14 protein-coding genes are annotated in these 16869 nt (G+C 42.2%); 1 reads left to right on the top strand and 13 read right to left on the bottom strand.

What is annotated here, in order from left to right; all coding sequences use genetic code 11:
- The first annotated feature begins 63 nt into the window (after positions 1 to 63).
- Complete coding sequence (locus ACVCDT_RS03705; protein WP_447131408.1) at positions 64 to 1002, top strand: DUF4382 domain-containing protein; 939 nt, start codon at positions 64 to 66, stop codon at positions 1000 to 1002.
- Positions 1003 to 1075: 73 nt separating this feature from the next.
- Here ACVCDT_RS03705 and moeB read toward each other — a convergent pair whose 3' ends face one another.
- The 13 genes from moeB to murD all read right to left on the bottom strand — a co-directional run bounded on the left by moeB (position 1076) and on the right by murD (position 16864).
- Positions 1076 to 1831: a molybdopterin-synthase adenylyltransferase MoeB gene (moeB, locus tag ACVCDT_RS03700; RefSeq protein ID WP_447131407.1), complete on the bottom strand. Its 756-nt coding sequence runs from the start codon at positions 1829 to 1831 to the stop codon at positions 1076 to 1078.
- A gap of 63 nt (positions 1832 to 1894) precedes the next feature.
- The gene (mutT, locus tag ACVCDT_RS03695) at positions 1895 to 2290 is read right to left on the bottom strand and encodes an 8-oxo-dGTP diphosphatase MutT (RefSeq protein ID WP_447131406.1); all 396 of its coding nucleotides are present in this window, start codon (positions 2288 to 2290) and stop codon (positions 1895 to 1897) included.
- A 63-nt stretch (positions 2291 to 2353) separates the two neighbouring features.
- Positions 2354 to 5047 carry a preprotein translocase subunit SecA gene (secA, locus tag ACVCDT_RS03690; protein ID WP_447131405.1) on the bottom strand — a complete coding sequence of 898 codons (2694 nt, stop codon included), beginning with the start codon at positions 5045 to 5047 and terminating at the stop codon, positions 2354 to 2356.
- Between the two features lie 127 nt (positions 5048 to 5174).
- A complete protein-coding gene (locus ACVCDT_RS03685; RefSeq protein WP_447131404.1) occupies positions 5175 to 6083 on the bottom strand; it encodes a M23 family metallopeptidase in 909 nt (302 codons plus the stop codon).
- A gap of 275 nt (positions 6084 to 6358) precedes the next feature.
- Positions 6359 to 7273 carry a UDP-3-O-acyl-N-acetylglucosamine deacetylase gene (gene lpxC, locus ACVCDT_RS03680; RefSeq protein WP_447131403.1) on the bottom strand — a complete coding sequence of 305 codons (915 nt, stop codon included), beginning with the start codon at positions 7271 to 7273 and terminating at the stop codon, positions 6359 to 6361.
- A 162-nt stretch (positions 7274 to 7435) separates the two neighbouring features.
- The gene (ftsZ, locus tag ACVCDT_RS03675; protein ID WP_447131402.1) at positions 7436 to 8608 is read right to left on the bottom strand and encodes a cell division protein FtsZ; all 1173 of its coding nucleotides are present in this window, start codon (positions 8606 to 8608) and stop codon (positions 7436 to 7438) included.
- Between the two features lie 83 nt (positions 8609 to 8691).
- Positions 8692 to 9921, bottom strand: a complete 1230-nt coding sequence (gene ftsA, locus ACVCDT_RS03670; RefSeq protein WP_447131401.1) for a cell division protein FtsA — start codon at positions 9919 to 9921, stop codon at positions 8692 to 8694.
- 59 nt (positions 9922 to 9980) lie between these two features.
- Positions 9981 to 10739, bottom strand: a complete 759-nt coding sequence (locus ACVCDT_RS03665) for a cell division protein FtsQ/DivIB (RefSeq protein ID WP_447131400.1) — start codon at positions 10737 to 10739, stop codon at positions 9981 to 9983.
- A 4-nt stretch (positions 10740 to 10743) separates the two neighbouring features.
- Positions 10744 to 11643: a D-alanine--D-alanine ligase gene (locus ACVCDT_RS03660; protein WP_447131669.1), complete on the bottom strand. Its 900-nt coding sequence runs from the start codon at positions 11641 to 11643 to the stop codon at positions 10744 to 10746.
- 47 nt (positions 11644 to 11690) lie between these two features.
- Complete coding sequence (gene murC / locus ACVCDT_RS03655; RefSeq protein WP_447131399.1) at positions 11691 to 13145, bottom strand: UDP-N-acetylmuramate--L-alanine ligase; 1455 nt, start codon at positions 13143 to 13145, stop codon at positions 11691 to 11693.
- A complete protein-coding gene (murG, locus tag ACVCDT_RS03650; RefSeq protein WP_447131398.1) occupies positions 13142 to 14227 on the bottom strand; it encodes an undecaprenyldiphospho-muramoylpentapeptide beta-N-acetylglucosaminyltransferase in 1086 nt (361 codons plus the stop codon). Before murG ends, murC begins: the two co-directional genes overlap by 4 nt.
- Positions 14220 to 15560, bottom strand: a complete 1341-nt coding sequence (ftsW, locus tag ACVCDT_RS03645) for a cell division protein FtsW (protein WP_447131397.1) — start codon at positions 15558 to 15560, stop codon at positions 14220 to 14222. Before ftsW ends, murG begins: the two co-directional genes overlap by 8 nt.
- Positions 15557 to 16864 carry a UDP-N-acetylmuramoyl-L-alanine--D-glutamate ligase gene (gene murD / locus ACVCDT_RS03640; RefSeq protein ID WP_447131396.1) on the bottom strand — a complete coding sequence of 436 codons (1308 nt, stop codon included), beginning with the start codon at positions 16862 to 16864 and terminating at the stop codon, positions 15557 to 15559. The genes ftsW and murD overlap by 4 nt, the downstream gene beginning before the upstream one ends.
- Positions 16865 to 16869 lie beyond the last annotated feature (5 nt).

Genomic DNA, 16869 nt, shown 5'->3' with positions numbered 1-16869 from the left:
TGGCCTTATATATGCAGTGCTATCTATGCAGATAGTAAAAGAACTAACTAAAGAGGTATCAATATGAATAGTTTAAAATGTTTAGTATTTTCTACAGTAGCTCTATTGCAGGCTTGTGGAAGCTCATCAGAAGAGAGTGCTCCCTCCCTTGTTACTCAAGAGGTCAAGGCAAGCTTGACTCTTAATATCTCAGATGCACCTATAGATAATGCTGTTGCAGTTGTGGTTGAATTTGACTCTGTTGAATTAGTTGGTAATGGCGATCCTGTTACATTTAATGTGAAAGATGAACAGGGCGCAGCCCGTCAAATTGATTTGTTAGCGTTTCAGGGGGAAGATTTTGCAACTTTATTAAGTGAAGTAGACATCCAGCCCGGTAACTACAGTCAACTAAGACTAAATGTGACCGAAAACTCTTACATAGAAATGGACACTGGCACCTTTAATTTAAGAGTTCCTAGCAATCAATTAAAACTTGATGGCTTTACCATTAATGAGTCAGAACAAGCCATATACACAGTAGAGTTTGATCTTCGCAAATCATTAGTAGATCCCAAAGGCCAAGATGCCATTTTACTTAAACCAAGAGGCGTTCGTGTTGTAGAAAACAAATTAACTGGCGTGCTAACTGGCAGTGTCTCTGAGGCACTAATAAATGCAGAACCTTGTTTAAACAAAGTAGACTTACAGGTAGGAAATGCAGTTTATATTTACCAAGGAACTGACTTAGCATTAGAAAATCTTGGTGACGATGCCGACCAAACTAGTGATGAGAATGAAGTTTCGCCCTACACCATAGGTGAAGTGTCGCTAAATGATGACAGTATTTATCAATTTAAAGTCGCTTATCTTCCGGCAGGGGAATACACCATAGGCTTCACTTGTTTAGCAGAAAATGACCAACCCGAAACTGATGAAGGCAGCGAACAGGGGTTTTATATTCAAACTCAACAAAGTGTTAGTGTTCAAGCTGAACAAAGGGTGACAGTAACATTCGAATAACCATGTATTGCATGCCCATTCTAATATTTGAATGGGCATTGTTAACGGCATCCTTGACAATTATCTGGTAAATTTAGCCACTACAAATTTTACATTCTGGGTGTTTAGCCACAGTAAAAGACTGCCATTGGCCCTGTATACCGTCAAATAGCATTAGGGTATTGGTAAGGCTTTGCCCATAGCCTGTTAATAGCTTAATTGCTTCTAAGGCTTGCATAGAGCCAATAACGCCTACCACAGGCGACATTATCCCAGCTTCAACACAAGTTAAGTTTTGTTCAGTGATAAATTGACTAATACAGGCATAACAAGCCGAGTTAGTTTTAGGTTGCACACAAATAAGTTGACCTTCCATGCGTATAGCCGCACCCGAGACTAAATTTTTTTGCTGTTGATAACAGACTTGATTCAATAAATTTCGGCTAGCCAGGTTGTCGGTACAATCTAAGACTAAATCCACAGAGGGTAACAATTTGTTATAGTCAGCCATAGTTAGCCGTGCTTTTATTGACTGGATCTGCAGTTTGGCATTTAAGTTAAGCAAGCTAGCCTGAGCTGAATCGCATTTATGCCGACCAATATCTGTTTCCCCGTGCAACACTTGTCTTTGCAGGTTAGAACTATCCACTTGATCATCATCGACTAAAGTAAACTGCCCTACACCAGAGGCTGCTAAATATTGTGCTGCAGCACAACCTAAGCCACCCAGCCCAACTACCAGTACATGCGCGTTAAGTAGCAGCTCTTGCTTATCTAAATCAAACTTAGGCAAGAGAATTTGCCTATGGTAACGCATAGCCTGTTGTGCTGTGAGTGTGGTTTTAGTCACGTTTTATTGAGTAGCCTGTTTGGTTGAATTTACTTTGTATCACTTGTCTGGTGATGGTGCAATCTACTGACCTAATTGGCTAATCAGTTTTTTAATGATCAATTGATTTGCTTCAGGAAACTCATAATCAGTTAAGTCTTTAATATCTACCCATAGACTTTGCTGGCCCTCTTGATGGCTAGGCTGGCCACTAAAGCCTTCAACAACTTGCACATGCAAACTCACTTGTTTATCACCATAATCATGTTGGATATGCATGAAAAACCTTTGTTCTGTTACTTGTATACCTACCTCTTCGTTTAACTCGCGGGCCAAGGCTTGCTCTATGCTTTCATTGGCTTCACATTTTCCACCGGGAAATTCCCATTTGCCGCCTTGGTGCAAAGCATCAGCGCGTTTACTGATATATACCTGCTGCCCTTGCTTTATTACCCCTACCGCAACTTGAACGCTTTTCATTTGTGCTCCCATACAAAAAAGTCGGACTATAGCCCGACTTTTAAATTAAGTTTTAATTGTTTTTTAGGTTAACTTGCCATGGCATTGTTTATATTTTTTGCCTGATCCACAAGGGCAAGGATCGTTTCTTCCTACCTTGGGTCCTTGACGTTGCGCTACCACTGGTTTTTCTGGCTCACTGGCAGATTCATGTTCAAAGTTTTTAGGAGTTTCGTCTGCTTGACGACGCTGCTCTTCAACTGCTTCTACGTCTTCTTGTGCTTTAACCTGAACTTTACTCAGAATAGTCACCACTTCAACTTTAAGAGCTTCTAACATTTCAGAAAACAGCTCAAATGACTCGCGCTTGTATTCTTGTTTAGGGTTCTTCTGAGCATAGCCACGTAAATGAATACCCTGACGCAGATGATCCATAGCAGCCAAGTGCTCTTTCCAGTGACTATCTAGGTTTTGTAGCATGACCGCTTTTTCAAACTGCCTGAGCACTTCTGGACCTACTATTTCTTCTTTAGCTTTGTAAGCCGCTGTCACTTCTGCCAACACACGTTCACGTAGCTTTTCTTCGTATAACTTGTCGTCTTCATCAAGCCATTTTTGTACTGGCATATCAATTAAGAATTCAGCTCTAAAGCGCTCTTCTAAACCGGCAATATCCCACATTTCTTCTAATGATTGCGGCGGTATATATTGATCCAATATACCGTTAACTACATCTTCGCGGATCACTTCTATGGTTTCACTAATATCGCCTTCGTCTAACAACTCATTACGTTGCTCGTAGATGACTTTTCTTTGGTCGTTTGCTACGTCATCGTATTCTAAAAGCTGTTTACGCATATCAAAGTTACGTCCTTCAACTTTGCGCTGTGCGTTTTCGATGGCGCGAGTCACCCAAGGATGTTCTATGGCTTCGCCACGCTCCATACCTAAACGCTTCATCATATTGCCCATTTTTTCTGAGGCAAAAATACGCATTAAGGCATCATCTAACGACAAGTAGAAACGTGAAGAACCCGCATCCCCCTGACGACCAGAACGACCGCGTAATTGATTGTCTATACGACGAGATTCATGGCGTTCAGTACCAATAATATGCAAACCACCCGCAGCCAATACCGCATCGTGATTTTTTTGCCATTCGGCTTTGATTTTTTCTACTTTGCTAGGCTTAGGATCGTGAATTTTATCCACTTCTGCTTGCCAGTTACCCCCTAACACTATATCTGTACCACGGCCTGCCATATTGGTTGCAATAGTAATAGCACCAGGTTTACCCGCTTGTGCCACAATGTCGGCTTCTTGTTCGTGGAACTTAGCGTTTAACACTTTATGAGGGATTTTTTCTTTTTTAAGAATACGCGAAATCAGTTCTGAGTTTTCAATAGACACTGTACCTACAAGTGCAGGCTGACCACGTTTAACACAGTCTTTAATATCTTCAACTATGGCTTCGTACTTTTCTTCTGCGGTTAAAAAGATTAAATCAGCTTTATCTTCTCTAAGCATTGGTTTGTTAGTAGGAATAACGACTGTATCTAGGCCATAAATACTTTGAAATTCAAAGGCTTCGGTATCAGCTGTACCCGTCATGCCCGATAATTTGTCGTACAAACGGAAATAGTTTTGGAAGGTAATTGAAGCCAAGGTCTGGTTCTCGTTTTGAATATTTACCCCTTCTTTTGCTTCTACAGCTTGGTGTAAACCTTCAGACCAACGACGGCCTTCCATAGTACGGCCCGTATGTTCATCTACTATGACAATTTCGTTATCTTTAACAATATAGTCTACGTCTTTAGCAAATAACTTATGAGCTCGTAAGGCCGCATTAACATGATGCAATAACGAGATATTAGCGGCAGCAAACAACGATTCTTCTTCAGGTAAAATGCCTTCACGCTGTAAAATTTGTTCAACAAATATTTGGCCGTTTTCGGTCAAATGAATTTGTTTGCCCTTTTCGTCTATGGTGTAGTGACCTTCGCCCGCTTCACCTTCTTCGTCTTCTTTATCCTGTTGCACTAGCTCTGGAATGATCAAGTTGATCTTACGATATAACTCAGAGCTGTCTTCTGCTTGGCCCGAAATAATCAAAGGCGTACGAGCTTCATCAATTAAGATCGAGTCAACTTCATCGATAACCGCAAAATGCAGGGCTTTTTGTACTCTGTCATTTGGGCTAAAAGCCATATTGTCGCGTAGGTAATCAAAACCAAACTCGTTGTTAGTACCATAGGTAATATCGGCGGCATAGGCGGCTTTTTTCTGTTCGTGGTTCATACCCGGAATGTTACAGCCTACGGTTAAACCTAAAAATTCAAATAACGGCCTGCTCCAATCCGCATCACGGCTAGCTAAGTAATCATTTACGGTAATAACGTGTACCCCTTTGCCACTAAGGGCATTAAGGTAAGAAGGCAGAGTAGAGGTTAAGGTTTTACCTTCACCAGTGCGCATTTCGGCAATTTTGCCTTGATGTAACACTTGGCCACCTAAAAGTTGCACGTCAAAGTGGCGCATACCAAATACACGCTTACTGGCTTCGCGTACCACAGCAAAAGCTTCCACTAAAATATCGTCTGTGGTTTCGCCTTTTTCTAAACGTTGCCTAAATTCAGTGGTTTTTCCTTTTAGCTGCTCATCTGATAATGCTTCATAATCACTTTCAAGCTGATTAATTAGTTCTACAGACTTGCCAAGTGTTTTTAAGGTTCGGTCGTTACGACTGCCGAAGATTTTTGTAAGAATACTCGAAAACATTGATTTACAGCTTCCAATCTAAATAATTAATAATGCTTTGTGGGTTAAAAAACACACAAAGCCTGTCTAAAAATAAAACAATCGGCTCACTAGGAGCCGATTGTAAAAATACTTTTGCTTCTTAACACTAAGAGCTTTTTTGATACACGTAAGGCAAGGGATCTTGCTGTTTACCTTTACGTATGACTTCGTAGTGCACATGTGCACCAGTCGATCGTCCAGTGTTACCCATTATCGCTATATGCTGACCTTTGGTAACCACATCGCCAATCTTAACATTAAGCGCTTTATTATGCCCATAGCGTGTGACTAATCCGTCACCATGGTTGATTTCAACCAACTCACCATAGCCATAACGTGATCCCGACCAAGTAACCACCCCTGCTCCAGTGGCTAACACAGGCTCACCTTCTTTTCCGGCAAAATCTAAGCCTTTGTGCATAGCAGGTTGTCCGGTAAAAGGATCGTTACGCATACCATAATAAGACGACAACCAACCCGATGATATGGGCTTACCCTGTAATCTGCTCTCTTGTCTTATATGGTGACTTAACATGATAGATTCAAGAGCACTGAGCTCTTGAGTTTTATTTTGAATTTGATTCAACATAAGATCTATTTTTGCCAACAAACTATCTTGTGCGGCTAAGTCTGAACTTTGTTCTTGCTCATCTAACTCGGTGTTAACTAATTTATTAAAACTAAACTCATCAGGATTAAGTTTGGCTTGTTCAACTAGCTTTAACCCCATGGCATCTAAACGTTGAATGTGACTTTGCATATCTGCAAGTTTTCTTAACACCCCAGACATACGCTGTTCAGTTTCTAATTTTAATTGGGAAACTTGCTCGGCTTGCAATTCTAAGCCGGCCTTAGCAGATTGGACACGGGCTAAATTTTCTTCTGGCGAGGTTGTTGAACGACTAGAAACCAAGACTAAACCGCTAATGGCTATAAGCCCCAACAGCAATTTTTGCTTATTAATGTTCAGCACAAACTGCGCATTATTACTTTTAAAAAGTAATGTTAACTTCATGACTCTTAACACCTTTCAACATGGGTGGATTGTATTATGGCTAATACACCACTGAGTCTAATTCACAGCATGACTAACAAACAGCTAATCTTGTTATGCTTGTTTATACAAGCTGTCTATTTTTCATACTCGCCGATTATACTATCGGCTTCTTTTGGGTTTATACACAGCTTATTTTTACTGTGTTAAGCCAACCCATGGTATTGAAAAAAAAACGAAAATACAAAAGGTTTCATAGCCAACAAAAGAGTATTTTGTTGGCTAGTGGCTTGAAGTTAATTTGCTAAAACAGTTGATGCAAATCGGATAGGTAATTCTTCAGGGTTTTGGTAACTTACAAATTCCCAGCAAGATTGATTTTGTAATAACGCATTTAATAATTTGTTATTTAAACCATGGCCGGTTTTGTAGGCTACTAACTCACCTATAATACTGTGGCCACCTAAATATAAATCACCAATTGCATCTAAAATTTTATGCTTAAGGAACTCATCGCTATAACGTAAGCCTTCAGGATTTAGCACACGGTATTCATCTAATGCTACCGCGTTTTCCATGCTGCCACCTAAAGCTAGGTTGTGCGAGTTCATGTATTCAAGATCTTTCATAAAACCAAAAGTACGGGCACGACTCACTTCGTCTACATAAGATGACGAATCAAAATCTAGTACCATGTGCTGACGCGTTTGGCTAATAACGGGGTGATCAAAGTCTATTCTAAAATCGACTCTAAACCCGTCATAGGGGCGTAACTCTGCCCACTTGTCAGCCTCTTGTACTTTAATGGCTTTAGTAATTTTTATAAATTGTTTAGGCGCATTGAGCTCTTCAATTCCTGCAGATTGCAGAAGGAAGATAAAAGGACTCGCACTACCGTCCATGATTGGCAGTTCATCACTGTCTACTTCAACAATGATGTTGTCTATTCCCAAACCAGCCAGAGCAGAAGCAAGGTGCTCTACTGTTGAGATAGTGGCACCATCTTGGTTACTGATACAAGTACACAACATAGTGTCGCCTACTGCATCGGCGCGTGCAGGAATATCTGCATAAGGCTCAAGGTCAACGCGGCGAAATACAATACCTGTATTCGCCGGCGCAGGCCGGAGAGTCATAGTGACCTTGTCACCTTTATGCAGGCCAATGCCTGTTTCTTGCACAGATTGTTTGATGGTGCGTTGTTTAATCATAACCTTTTTAGCTCAATAGCTTATGGGAATAAAAAGCGGCGCGTATAGTACTTAAAAATCTTAGCATTGTCAAAATACTGCCATAATCATGGCATTTAACCTATTTAAAACAACTCATTCAAGTCTAAGACCTACACTTGGCTAATTAATTCCGTTTTAGCATTAATCTGCTTGCTTACGCAAAAATGCTGGAATATCAAGATATTCCAAGTCATTGCCTTGCTCAGCTTTTTCTTCACTGGCTACCGCTTTGCTAGGCTCAGGCATAGCGCTTGAACTAGGCATAGCATTTGAACCATTGGCTTGTAGCTTAAATTCATTGCTATCAGCAATAACTTTGCTCGCACGGCTAGAGACTAAAGAAATATCAGGCTTTTTCTCAGCGCCAATACCAGTAGCAACAACAGTAACCCGTAGCTCGTCACTCATTTCCATGTCTATTACTGTACCTACAACTACAGTGGCATTTTCAGAAGCAAAGGCTTTAACTGCATTACCTACAGTTTCAAACTCATCAATAGAGAAATCAGGTCCAGCGGTAATATTAACCAAAATACCTCTAGCACCAGATAAATCTATGTCTTCTAATAAAGGACAAGCAATAGCACTTTCAGAGGCTTCTTCGGCACGATCTTCACCAGACGCACTGCCACTGCCCATCATAGCTGTGCCCATTTCAGACATCACTGTGCGTACATCGGCAAAATCCACGTTAATTAAACCAGGACGGGTAATTAACTCGGCAATACCTTGTACTGCACCACTTAAAATGTCATTAGCAGCACTAAAGGCTTGTAATAAAGGCGTACCTTTACCCATAACCTTAAGTAACTTTTCATTTGGGATAGTAATAAGTGAGTCAACATACTTTGACAATTCTTCAATGCCTTGGTCGGCAAAATCAGTACGTTTTCTACCTTCAAAAGGAAAAGGTTTAGTCACCACAGCTACAGTTAGGATGCCCATTTCTTTGGCTATTCGAGCCACTTCTGGTGCTGCACCTGTTCCTGTTCCACCACCCATACCAGCGGTAATGAAAACCATGTCAGCGCCTTCAAGACTTTGACGAATGGTTTCGCTGTCTTCTTCAGCTGCTTGACGGCCAATATTAGGGTTAGCCCCAGCACCTAAGCCTTTAGTTACGCCTGAGCCAATCTGTAAGGTTACATTGGCTGCTGAACTTCTTAATACTTGGGCATCAGTATTAACGGCAATAAACTCTACCCCTTCAATACTTTGTGACACCATGTGTTCAACGGCATTACCGCCACCGCCGCCCACACCGATAACTTTAATTACCGCTTCTTCGCTATGACTATCCATTAATTCAAACATGTTTACTCTCCGGTTTGTACATCAAAGCAGTCAGGTTTTCTTCCTTGCCTGCTACCTTTCATTATTATGCCAAAAAGCCAGCTTTAAAACTCGCCTTTAAACCAACTTTGTATTCTTTGCCAAGTTCCATCGGTGGCTTTAGATTTTTGAGCAAGTTGACTAATCAAATGCTCTTTTCCATATTGCAACAAACCTACTGCTGTTGCGTATTTTGCATCTTCTACATATTCAGACAAGCCTTTCATTGCTATTGGCTCACCTACTCGAACAGGCATCTGGAAAATCTCTTCAGCAAATTCCACAGCCCCTTCCATTTTTGCAGTGCCACCAGTTAACACTATGCCAGCTGCAATTTGCTCTTCTAATCCACTGGCTCGAATTTCGTCGTGGACCAGTTCAAATAATTCTTGGTATCTTGGCTCTATGACTTCAGCCAAAGTGTGTCTAGACATTGCCCTTGAAGGTCTGCCTCCTACACTGTGCACCTCAATATTCTCTTCCATGCTAACCATGTCTTTTAAGGCACAGGCATAGTTAATTTTAATTTCTTCTGCATGGCTAATTGGGGTGCGGAAAATTTTAGCTATATCACTGGTGATTTGATTACCTGCCGCCGGAATAACCGAGGTGTGGCGAATTGCGCCATCGGTATAAATCACCATATCTATGGTGCCACCACCTATATCTACAACACATACCCCCAACTCTTTCTCATCGTCGGTAAGCACAGCATAACTCGAGGCTAACGCCGAAAAAATTAATTGGTCGGCACTGAGATCACAACGTTCCACACATTTAACTAAGTTTTTAGCCATGTCGTCGGCACAAGTAATAATGTGAGCTTGAGCTTCCATTCGTACCCCAGACATACCAATAGGGTTTTTAATGCCTTCTTGCACGTCAATGGTAAATTCTTGGGGTAACACATGTAATAACCGACGTTCAGCTGCAATTGGAACAGAGCGCGCGGCATGCACTACATTATCAACATCCTCTTGCGTCACTTCTTGGTTGTTTATCGGCACCATGCCACTTTCGTTTTGGCATTTTACGTGACGACCAGAAATTGACATATAGACTGACGACACACTACAGTCGGCCATCAATTCCATTTCGTGCACAGCTCGTTTAACCGACTGCACCACTAGATTCAGATCGTTTACCCCACCTTTGTCCATGCCTTTAGCTGAATGACTGCCGACACCCACAATACTAATGCTGTGGTCGTCTAATAGCTCGCCCACCACAGCTTTAACATTACTGGTGCCTATGTCTAAACCAACAATAAGTTTTCTTTCTGCACTTTTAGACATTTTGCTGTGTACTCACTAATTTCACTTTCACTGTTATTACTACTCTCTCAATTAAACTATTAAGCGGGCTTATCTGAGGTTTTCCAACCTACTGCCAAGCCAGTGTCGTAACGTAAATCTACATAATCTATGGGTTTTTCTTGCTTAGAAATAAGCGGCAATAAATCAACAAACCGCTGCAACCTGTCAATAAACTCGGTGCGCCCTAAATTTAACTTAATGCCGTTGTCTAACTCTAAATTCCAAGCAAAACGCTCACTTAAAAACATTTCTACTATTTGTAATTCTGTGGCCTCTAACAAAGATTGCATATTGCGATACCCTTGTAATGCCGTTTGTTCACTGCCGCCTGGCCCGTACAAATGCGGCAACACCAGTTCAGTCTCTAAATTTTGGTTATTAATGAAACCATCAAAAGCCTCACCGTATTGGTTTAACAACATATCGCCATTCCAAATGGCCGCGGGTTGTTGTTCTACCACAAAAATATCTAAGCTATTTGGCCAACGTTTTCTCACCGATGCCCGGTACACCCATGGCATGGCTTCAACACTTTTGTGGGCCAAATTTACATCTAACTCAAAAAAGCTGCCTGGCTGCGTTTTTTTGATCAACTCTACTATCTGTTGATCCTGAATAAATTTACGCTCACCCGACACCACTATATCTTGGACCGGCGCTTGCTGTTCGTCTTCAAGCCAAGCATTTAGCTTATAAGCACCTAATCCTAACCCCAGCAATAAACAAACAAAAAATCCTAAACCTATATAAAACTCTAGGCCTTTGGGTGCTTTGTCTAAGTCGGGCAATTCGGTCATTGCTTTACCTTGGCTGCTCTGAGGTTTTTAATACCTCTAAGGCTAATTGACCAAAGCTCATACCCGCTTGTTTGGCGGCCATAGGCACTAAACTTTTTTCTGTCATGCCAGGTACAGTATTAGCTTCTAACAAATAAAACCGACCTAACTTATCCTGCATAAAATCTACCCGCCCCCAACCGCTGCCAGCAACGGCTTCAAAGGCCTCAAGGGCTAACTCTGCCAGCTTTAATTCATTATCGGCAGATAAACCACTTGGACAATGGTACACAGTGGTATCTGCCTGATACTTGGCAGTGTAATCATAAAAAACCCGAGGAGTGGCCATACTGATCGATGGCAAGGCATGCCCATTTAGTATGCTTACGGTATATTCAGAACCATGAACAAATTGCTCAATCAAGACTTTATTATCGTATTTAAAGGCGTCTTGAATGGCGATTTCTAATTGTTGCGCGTTATTAACCTTGGCCATACCTATGCTGGACCCCTCCTGCGCAGGTTTGACCATTACCTCATTCCCCAAGTCGGCCATTATAGCCCCGCAGATACTTGCATCAAAGCTTCTTTTGTCAGCTATTTTATATTTTGCCGTAGGCAAGCCTAAACTTTGCCATACTTGCTTACTGCGAATTTTATCCATGCATAGGGCCGAGCCTAATACACCTGTGCCAGTGTAGGGAATATTCAGTTGTTGTAAGGCGCCTTGTAAGCTGCCATCTTCGCCCCCACGGCCATGCAACATGATCAATACACGGTTAAATTTTTGCTCAAGTAAAGCAGTTAAATTTTGTTCTTTGGGGTCAAACGCATGGGCATCTATGCCAACACTAAGTAACCCTGCTAATACTGCCTGACCTGACTTTAATGAGACTTCACGCTCGGCGCTATTGCCGCCAAACATGACGGCAACTTTTCCAAAGTCTGTTAAGTGTCTATCTAAACTTTGGCTCACAGCGCGAATCCTTTTACTAAAGTAGAGGGTTCGAGCTGCGCTTGTTGCAAGCCCTTGGCGATTTGGCCGATATTTCCTGCTCCTTGAGTCATGACTATATCTTGATCTTGTAAATGCTCAGCCAAAAGTTTTGGCAAGTCATTAAGTTCAGACACATGTATGGGCTCTAGTTGACCTCTTTGACGAATTGAACGACACAAAGAACGGCTATCTGCGCCATCAATAGGGGCTTCACCAGCCGAATACACATCGAGCAACAACAACACATCAACTTGGGATAAAACCTTTACAAAGTCTTCGTATAAATCACGGGTACGAGTATAACGATGAGGTTGATAGGCCATAACAAGTCGTCTGTCTGGCCAGTTATTTCTAGCTACCGCTATAGTGGCCGCAACTTCTGTTGGGTGGTGACCATAATCATCAATGAGAATGGCTTGACCTTTAGAAGTGGCAAAGTCGCCTAAAAACTCAAATCTGCGCCCTATACCCGAAAAGTTGGCTAAGGCTTCCACTATATAGTGATCGGCTATGCCTTCATCACTGGCCACAGCTATTGCCGCTAATGCATTTAACACATTGTGGTGGCCTGGAATATTGACCCTAACTGATAAATTTGGCTTATCTTTTCTTAACACCTCAAATGAACTTTGATTAAAGCCAAGTTGAATATTGGTCGCTCTTACATCGGCTTCTTCAGACACCCCATAAGTAAGATATTTACGCCCGATTTGAGGTAATAAGTTTTGAATTACCTGATCATCAATACATAACACAGCTAATCCGTAAAACGGCAAATTATGTAAGAAGTCCAAATAGGTTTCTTGCATCTTGTGAAAGTCGCCCTGATAGGTTTCCATGTGATCTGCTTCAATATTGGTCACCACAGACACCATAGGTTGCAAATGCACAAATGACGCATCACTTTCGTCTGCTTCAGCAATTAGGTATTGGCTGTCACCTAATCGTGCATTAGTACCTGCGCTATTTAACAAGCCGCCAATAACAAAAGTAGGGTCTAGTTTAGCTTCGGCGTAAATAGTGGCAATTAAACTAGTAGTAGTGGTTTTGCCATGTGTTCCTGCTACAGCTATGCCGTGTCGAAAACGCATCAATTCGGCCAGCATTTCTGCACGGCGGATCACTGGAATACGTTTTTCATTGGCCGCTTGAATTTCTGGGTTACTGGTATCAATGGCACTGGACACTACTACTACATTAGCCAATTCAACGTTACTAGCCTGATGACCAAAAAATATGGTGGCGCCTAAGTCTGCCAACCTTTGGGTCATACCATTGGCTTGTTTATCTGATCCGCTTACTAAGTATCCTTCGTTAAGCAATACTTCTGCTATGCCGCCCATGCCAGCACCGCCTATTCCAATAAAGTGAATATGTTTGATACGTCGCATTTCTGGCACATGGTAATGAGTAATAGTGGCTGTTTTCATGCTGCTTGCTCGCTTAAATTAATACAACAATGCGCGACTTGTTCTGCGGCATTTAATTTGGCTATGGTTCTTGCTCTTTTGCCCATTTCGATTAATAGATTAGGGCTATGTTGGTAGCTTTTTAATAAGCGCTGCAACGACTCAGCAGTAAAATCCTGTTGAGCTATTAGTTCTGCAGCCTCAACTTCGACTAAGCTTTGCGCATTTTTAGTTTGATGATCGTCAACCGCATGCGGCAGCGGAACAAAGATTGCCGCGACTCCGGCCGCTGCGACTTCTGCTACTGTTAACGCCCCTGCGCGGCAAATTACTAAATCAGCCCAGGCATAGGCGCTGGGAATATCATCAATAAACTCTGTGACTTGCACATTTTGGCTAGGCAATACCGAGGCTTGATAGGCCGCTTGAACTTGCTCTTTATGCCCTGCCCCTGTTTGATGGCGAACCTTTACTTCAACTAATTCAGAAAGGGCAGCTGGCACCACTTGGTTTAATACTTGAGCACCTAAACTGCCGCCCACTACTAAAATGTTTAGGGGTAAAATAATCACTTCTTTGTTAGCCATCTCTGCAAATTCTTTACGAACCGGATTACCCACCCATTGGAATTTAGAATTGGCAGAACCTTGCTTTGCAAAGGTGTTATCAAAACCGGTTAATACTTTAGTGGCGATGCGCGCCAGCAGCTTATTGGTTAAACCCGCTGTGGCGTTTTGTTCATGTACAACTAGTGGCAAGCGATTTAACCAAGCCGCTAAGCCGCCAGGACCACTAGCAAAGCCGCCCATACCTAATACCACATCGGGTCGAAACTCGCGTATCACTTTATGCGCTTGATAGGTGGCTTTAATAATTTTAAACGGGGCTTTTAATAAAGTCATAAGACCATTTTTACGCACCCCTACTACATCAATAAAACTAATTGGGTAGCCGGCTTTAGGTACAATTTGCGCTTCCATTCGTGTGCGGGTACCCAACCAATGAATTTGCCAGTTTTGTGTAGACAGTTCGTTTGCAACTGCTAAACCAGGGAAAACATGCCCCCCTGTACCACCAGCCATGACTAATAGTCGTTTAGGCATTATCACCTCCGACTTTTGAGCTTGGCTTTTCAGCCACAGAAGATTCAAAAATCACTGCATCTATCACATCGTTAACTTTTTGTTTGGCAGATTTTGTCTTGGCTTTTTTATCTGATTTTAACGCACCACCTTTATTGATGGCTTGAATTCCATCAACTCGCATTTCAAAGTCAATACGCACTAAAATGGCCACGGCTATTGCCATAATAATTAAACTTGAGCCGCCATAACTCAACAGTGGAAAGGTTAAGCCTTTGGTTGGCAAAATGCCGGCACTCGCCCCAACATTAACTGCAGTTTGCAAACTAAACCAAATACCAATGGAATAAGCCAAGTAAGCATCAAAAGGACGCTCTTTACGTAAGGCTAAATTTCCCATACGCATGGCTTTAATTACTATGCACAGCATAATCGCTAGTACTGCAAATACTCCAGTAAAGCCTAACTCTTCGGCTAATATCGCCATAATAAAATCGGTATGGGCTTCAGGTAAGTATTCCAACTTTTGCAAACTATTACCCAAACCTTGACCAAATAAATCGCCGCGACCGTAAGCCATAAGAGATTGAGTCAATTGATAGCCACTGCCAAAAGGATCGGCCCAAGGATCTAAGAATGAGGTAATACGCCGCACACGATATTCCTCAAACACAATCAGCATCACTACCGCTAAACTGCCAGCTATGGCCAAACTAAAGAACTGCCATAACTTAGCGCCAGCTAAAAATAACAGCCCTATAGTAGTACACAACATCACTACCACAGTGCCCAAGTCAGGTTGTAATAACAGCAACAAAGCCAAAGCAAAAAACACCACTAAGGGTTTAATAAAGCCTTTTAAGTTTTCTGTAACTTCTTCGTAACGGCGCACTAAGTAACCAGCTAAATAGCAAAAGAAAAACAACTTAGCTGGCTCTGCAGCTTGAATTGTAATGGGCCCCACTACTAACCAACGAGTACTACCATTTACCGTGCGCCCAACAGCTAACACGCCGATCAGTAAAACGACTGCTAATAACAGCAACCACACATTGGTCATTCGCCACCAACGCATAGGAATTTGCATAACTATCATGGCTGCGGTTAGGGCTAACACCACATATACCCCATGACGAATGGCAAAATGGAATGGATTATCAAACAATCGAGCGGCCACTGGCATAGAAGCCGATGTAACCACAGTTAAGCCTATGGCCATTAACGATAAAGCCAATAACACTAAAGATAGATCGTAAGGCTGTAAGGCCGCTTTGCCACCAGCTAACTCTCTATTATGTTTTAACATAAAGAGTTGGCGCAGAGGATTAGCTTTGTGCTCTATCAAGCTAGTCATGCCGCTAGCTCCTTAACAGCATGGGCAAAGCAATCCCCTCTGTGTTGATAATTATCAAACATATCAAAACTGGCGCAGGCAGGTGAAAGCAACACTATGTCACCCGGTTGGCTATGCTGCACCGCTACTTTAACGGCTTCTTGCATCGAGCTAACTGGAATACTGTTTGAATGTAACTGCGCAATTTTATGACCGTCTTTACCTAGGGTAATCAACAGCGCCACAGAGCGGTTAAAGCTAGCTTTTAATACAGAAAAATCTGCCCCTTTGCCTTCTCCACCCGCGATTAAAATCAAGCGGTGATCCGCATCAGTGGTCAAGCCATGAATGGCTGCCAGAGTGGCCCCAACATTGGTGGCTTTAGAATCATTGATCCAACGGATATGATTACTCAATAACACGGTTTGACAACGATGGGGCAAACCAGCAAAAACTTTTGCGGCTTGTACTATGCTCGCATCATCTATACCCGCTACTTTGGCCAAAGCCGCTGCCGCTTGAATATTAAGCATGTTGTGCGCGCCCACCAATAAACAATCTTGGCTAGCTAAGTAGGGCTGGCTGTTAAATAAGATAATCCCTTGCTTGGCATCAAAAGCAAAGCCCTGCTCACTTGCAGATAATCCATAGCTGATTAAAGGTACTAGGTTGCTGGGTGATGCCATTTGATCATCGCGATTACACACAGGATGTTGGCAGTGTGTATATATACCCAACTTAATTTGCTGGTAGCGAGCCAGACTGCCATGGCGATCTAGATGATCTTCACTAATATTTAATACTGTGGCCGCCAAAGTGTGTAGTGAGGCTGTGGTTTCTAGTTGAAAACTGGATAATTCTAATACCAATATATCGGCATCTTGCCCCAACAAATCTAATGCTGGAACGCCAATGTTTCCACCTAACAAGGCCTTTTTGCCTGCTTGCAAACACATATTAGTCACCAATTGGGTGACGGTAGACTTGCCATTAGAGCCTGTTATGGCGATCACTGGTACAGAATTAAATAAAGCAAAGAGCTCAATATCACCAATGACTTTTACCCCAGCTTGCAATGCTTGTTGAATGGCAGGTTGGGCTAAATCGACCCCAGGACTTAATACAATTAAATCGGCCTGACATAACACTTGTGCATCAAATTCACCTAAGCGTAAATCCACCGCTAAATCAGTGCTTAGCTCAAGTCGGCTATCCATAGCTATGACTTTAGCCTGTTTAGCTAATAAAAAGCGCGCAGCAGATTGGCCGGTAAGACCCATACCTACTACTACCACTTGTTTATTTGCTAATTCAATCTGATCCACGGTTT

It is taken from the genome of Paraglaciecola aestuariivivens, assembly GCF_052983255.1.
The sequence above is the reverse complement of the archived record's forward strand: the minus strand, read 5'-3'. Positions and strand labels throughout refer to the sequence as shown.

Excerpts from the sequence above, each read along its gene's own strand:
- ACVCDT_RS03705 (WP_447131408.1), top strand. The coding sequence starts at position 64 with ATGAATAGTTTAAAATGTTTAGTATTTTCTACAGTAGCTCTATTGCAG.
- mutT (WP_447131406.1), bottom strand. The coding sequence starts at position 2,290 with ATGAAAAGCGTTCAAGTTGCGGTAGGGGTAATAAAGCAAGGGCAGCAG.
- secA (WP_447131405.1), bottom strand. The coding sequence starts at position 5,047 with ATGTTTTCGAGTATTCTTACAAAAATCTTCGGCAGTCGTAACGACCGA.
- ACVCDT_RS03685 (WP_447131404.1), bottom strand. The coding sequence starts at position 6,083 with ATGAAGTTAACATTACTTTTTAAAAGTAATAATGCGCAGTTTGTGCTG.
- lpxC (WP_447131403.1), bottom strand. The coding sequence starts at position 7,273 with ATGATTAAACAACGCACCATCAAACAATCTGTGCAAGAAACAGGCATT.
- ftsZ (WP_447131402.1), bottom strand. The coding sequence starts at position 8,608 with ATGTTTGAATTAATGGATAGTCATAGCGAAGAAGCGGTAATTAAAGTT.
- ftsA (WP_447131401.1), bottom strand. The coding sequence starts at position 9,921 with ATGTCTAAAAGTGCAGAAAGAAAACTTATTGTTGGTTTAGACATAGGC.
- ACVCDT_RS03665 (WP_447131400.1), bottom strand. The coding sequence starts at position 10,739 with ATGACCGAATTGCCCGACTTAGACAAAGCACCCAAAGGCCTAGAGTTT.
- ACVCDT_RS03660 (WP_447131669.1), bottom strand. The coding sequence starts at position 11,643 with ATGTTTGGCGGCAATAGCGCCGAGCGTGAAGTCTCATTAAAGTCAGGT.
- murC (WP_447131399.1), bottom strand. The coding sequence starts at position 13,145 with ATGAAAACAGCCACTATTACTCATTACCATGTGCCAGAAATGCGACGT.
- murG (WP_447131398.1), bottom strand. The coding sequence starts at position 14,227 with ATGCCTAAACGACTATTAGTCATGGCTGGTGGTACAGGGGGGCATGTT.
- ftsW (WP_447131397.1), bottom strand. The coding sequence starts at position 15,560 with ATGACTAGCTTGATAGAGCACAAAGCTAATCCTCTGCGCCAACTCTTT.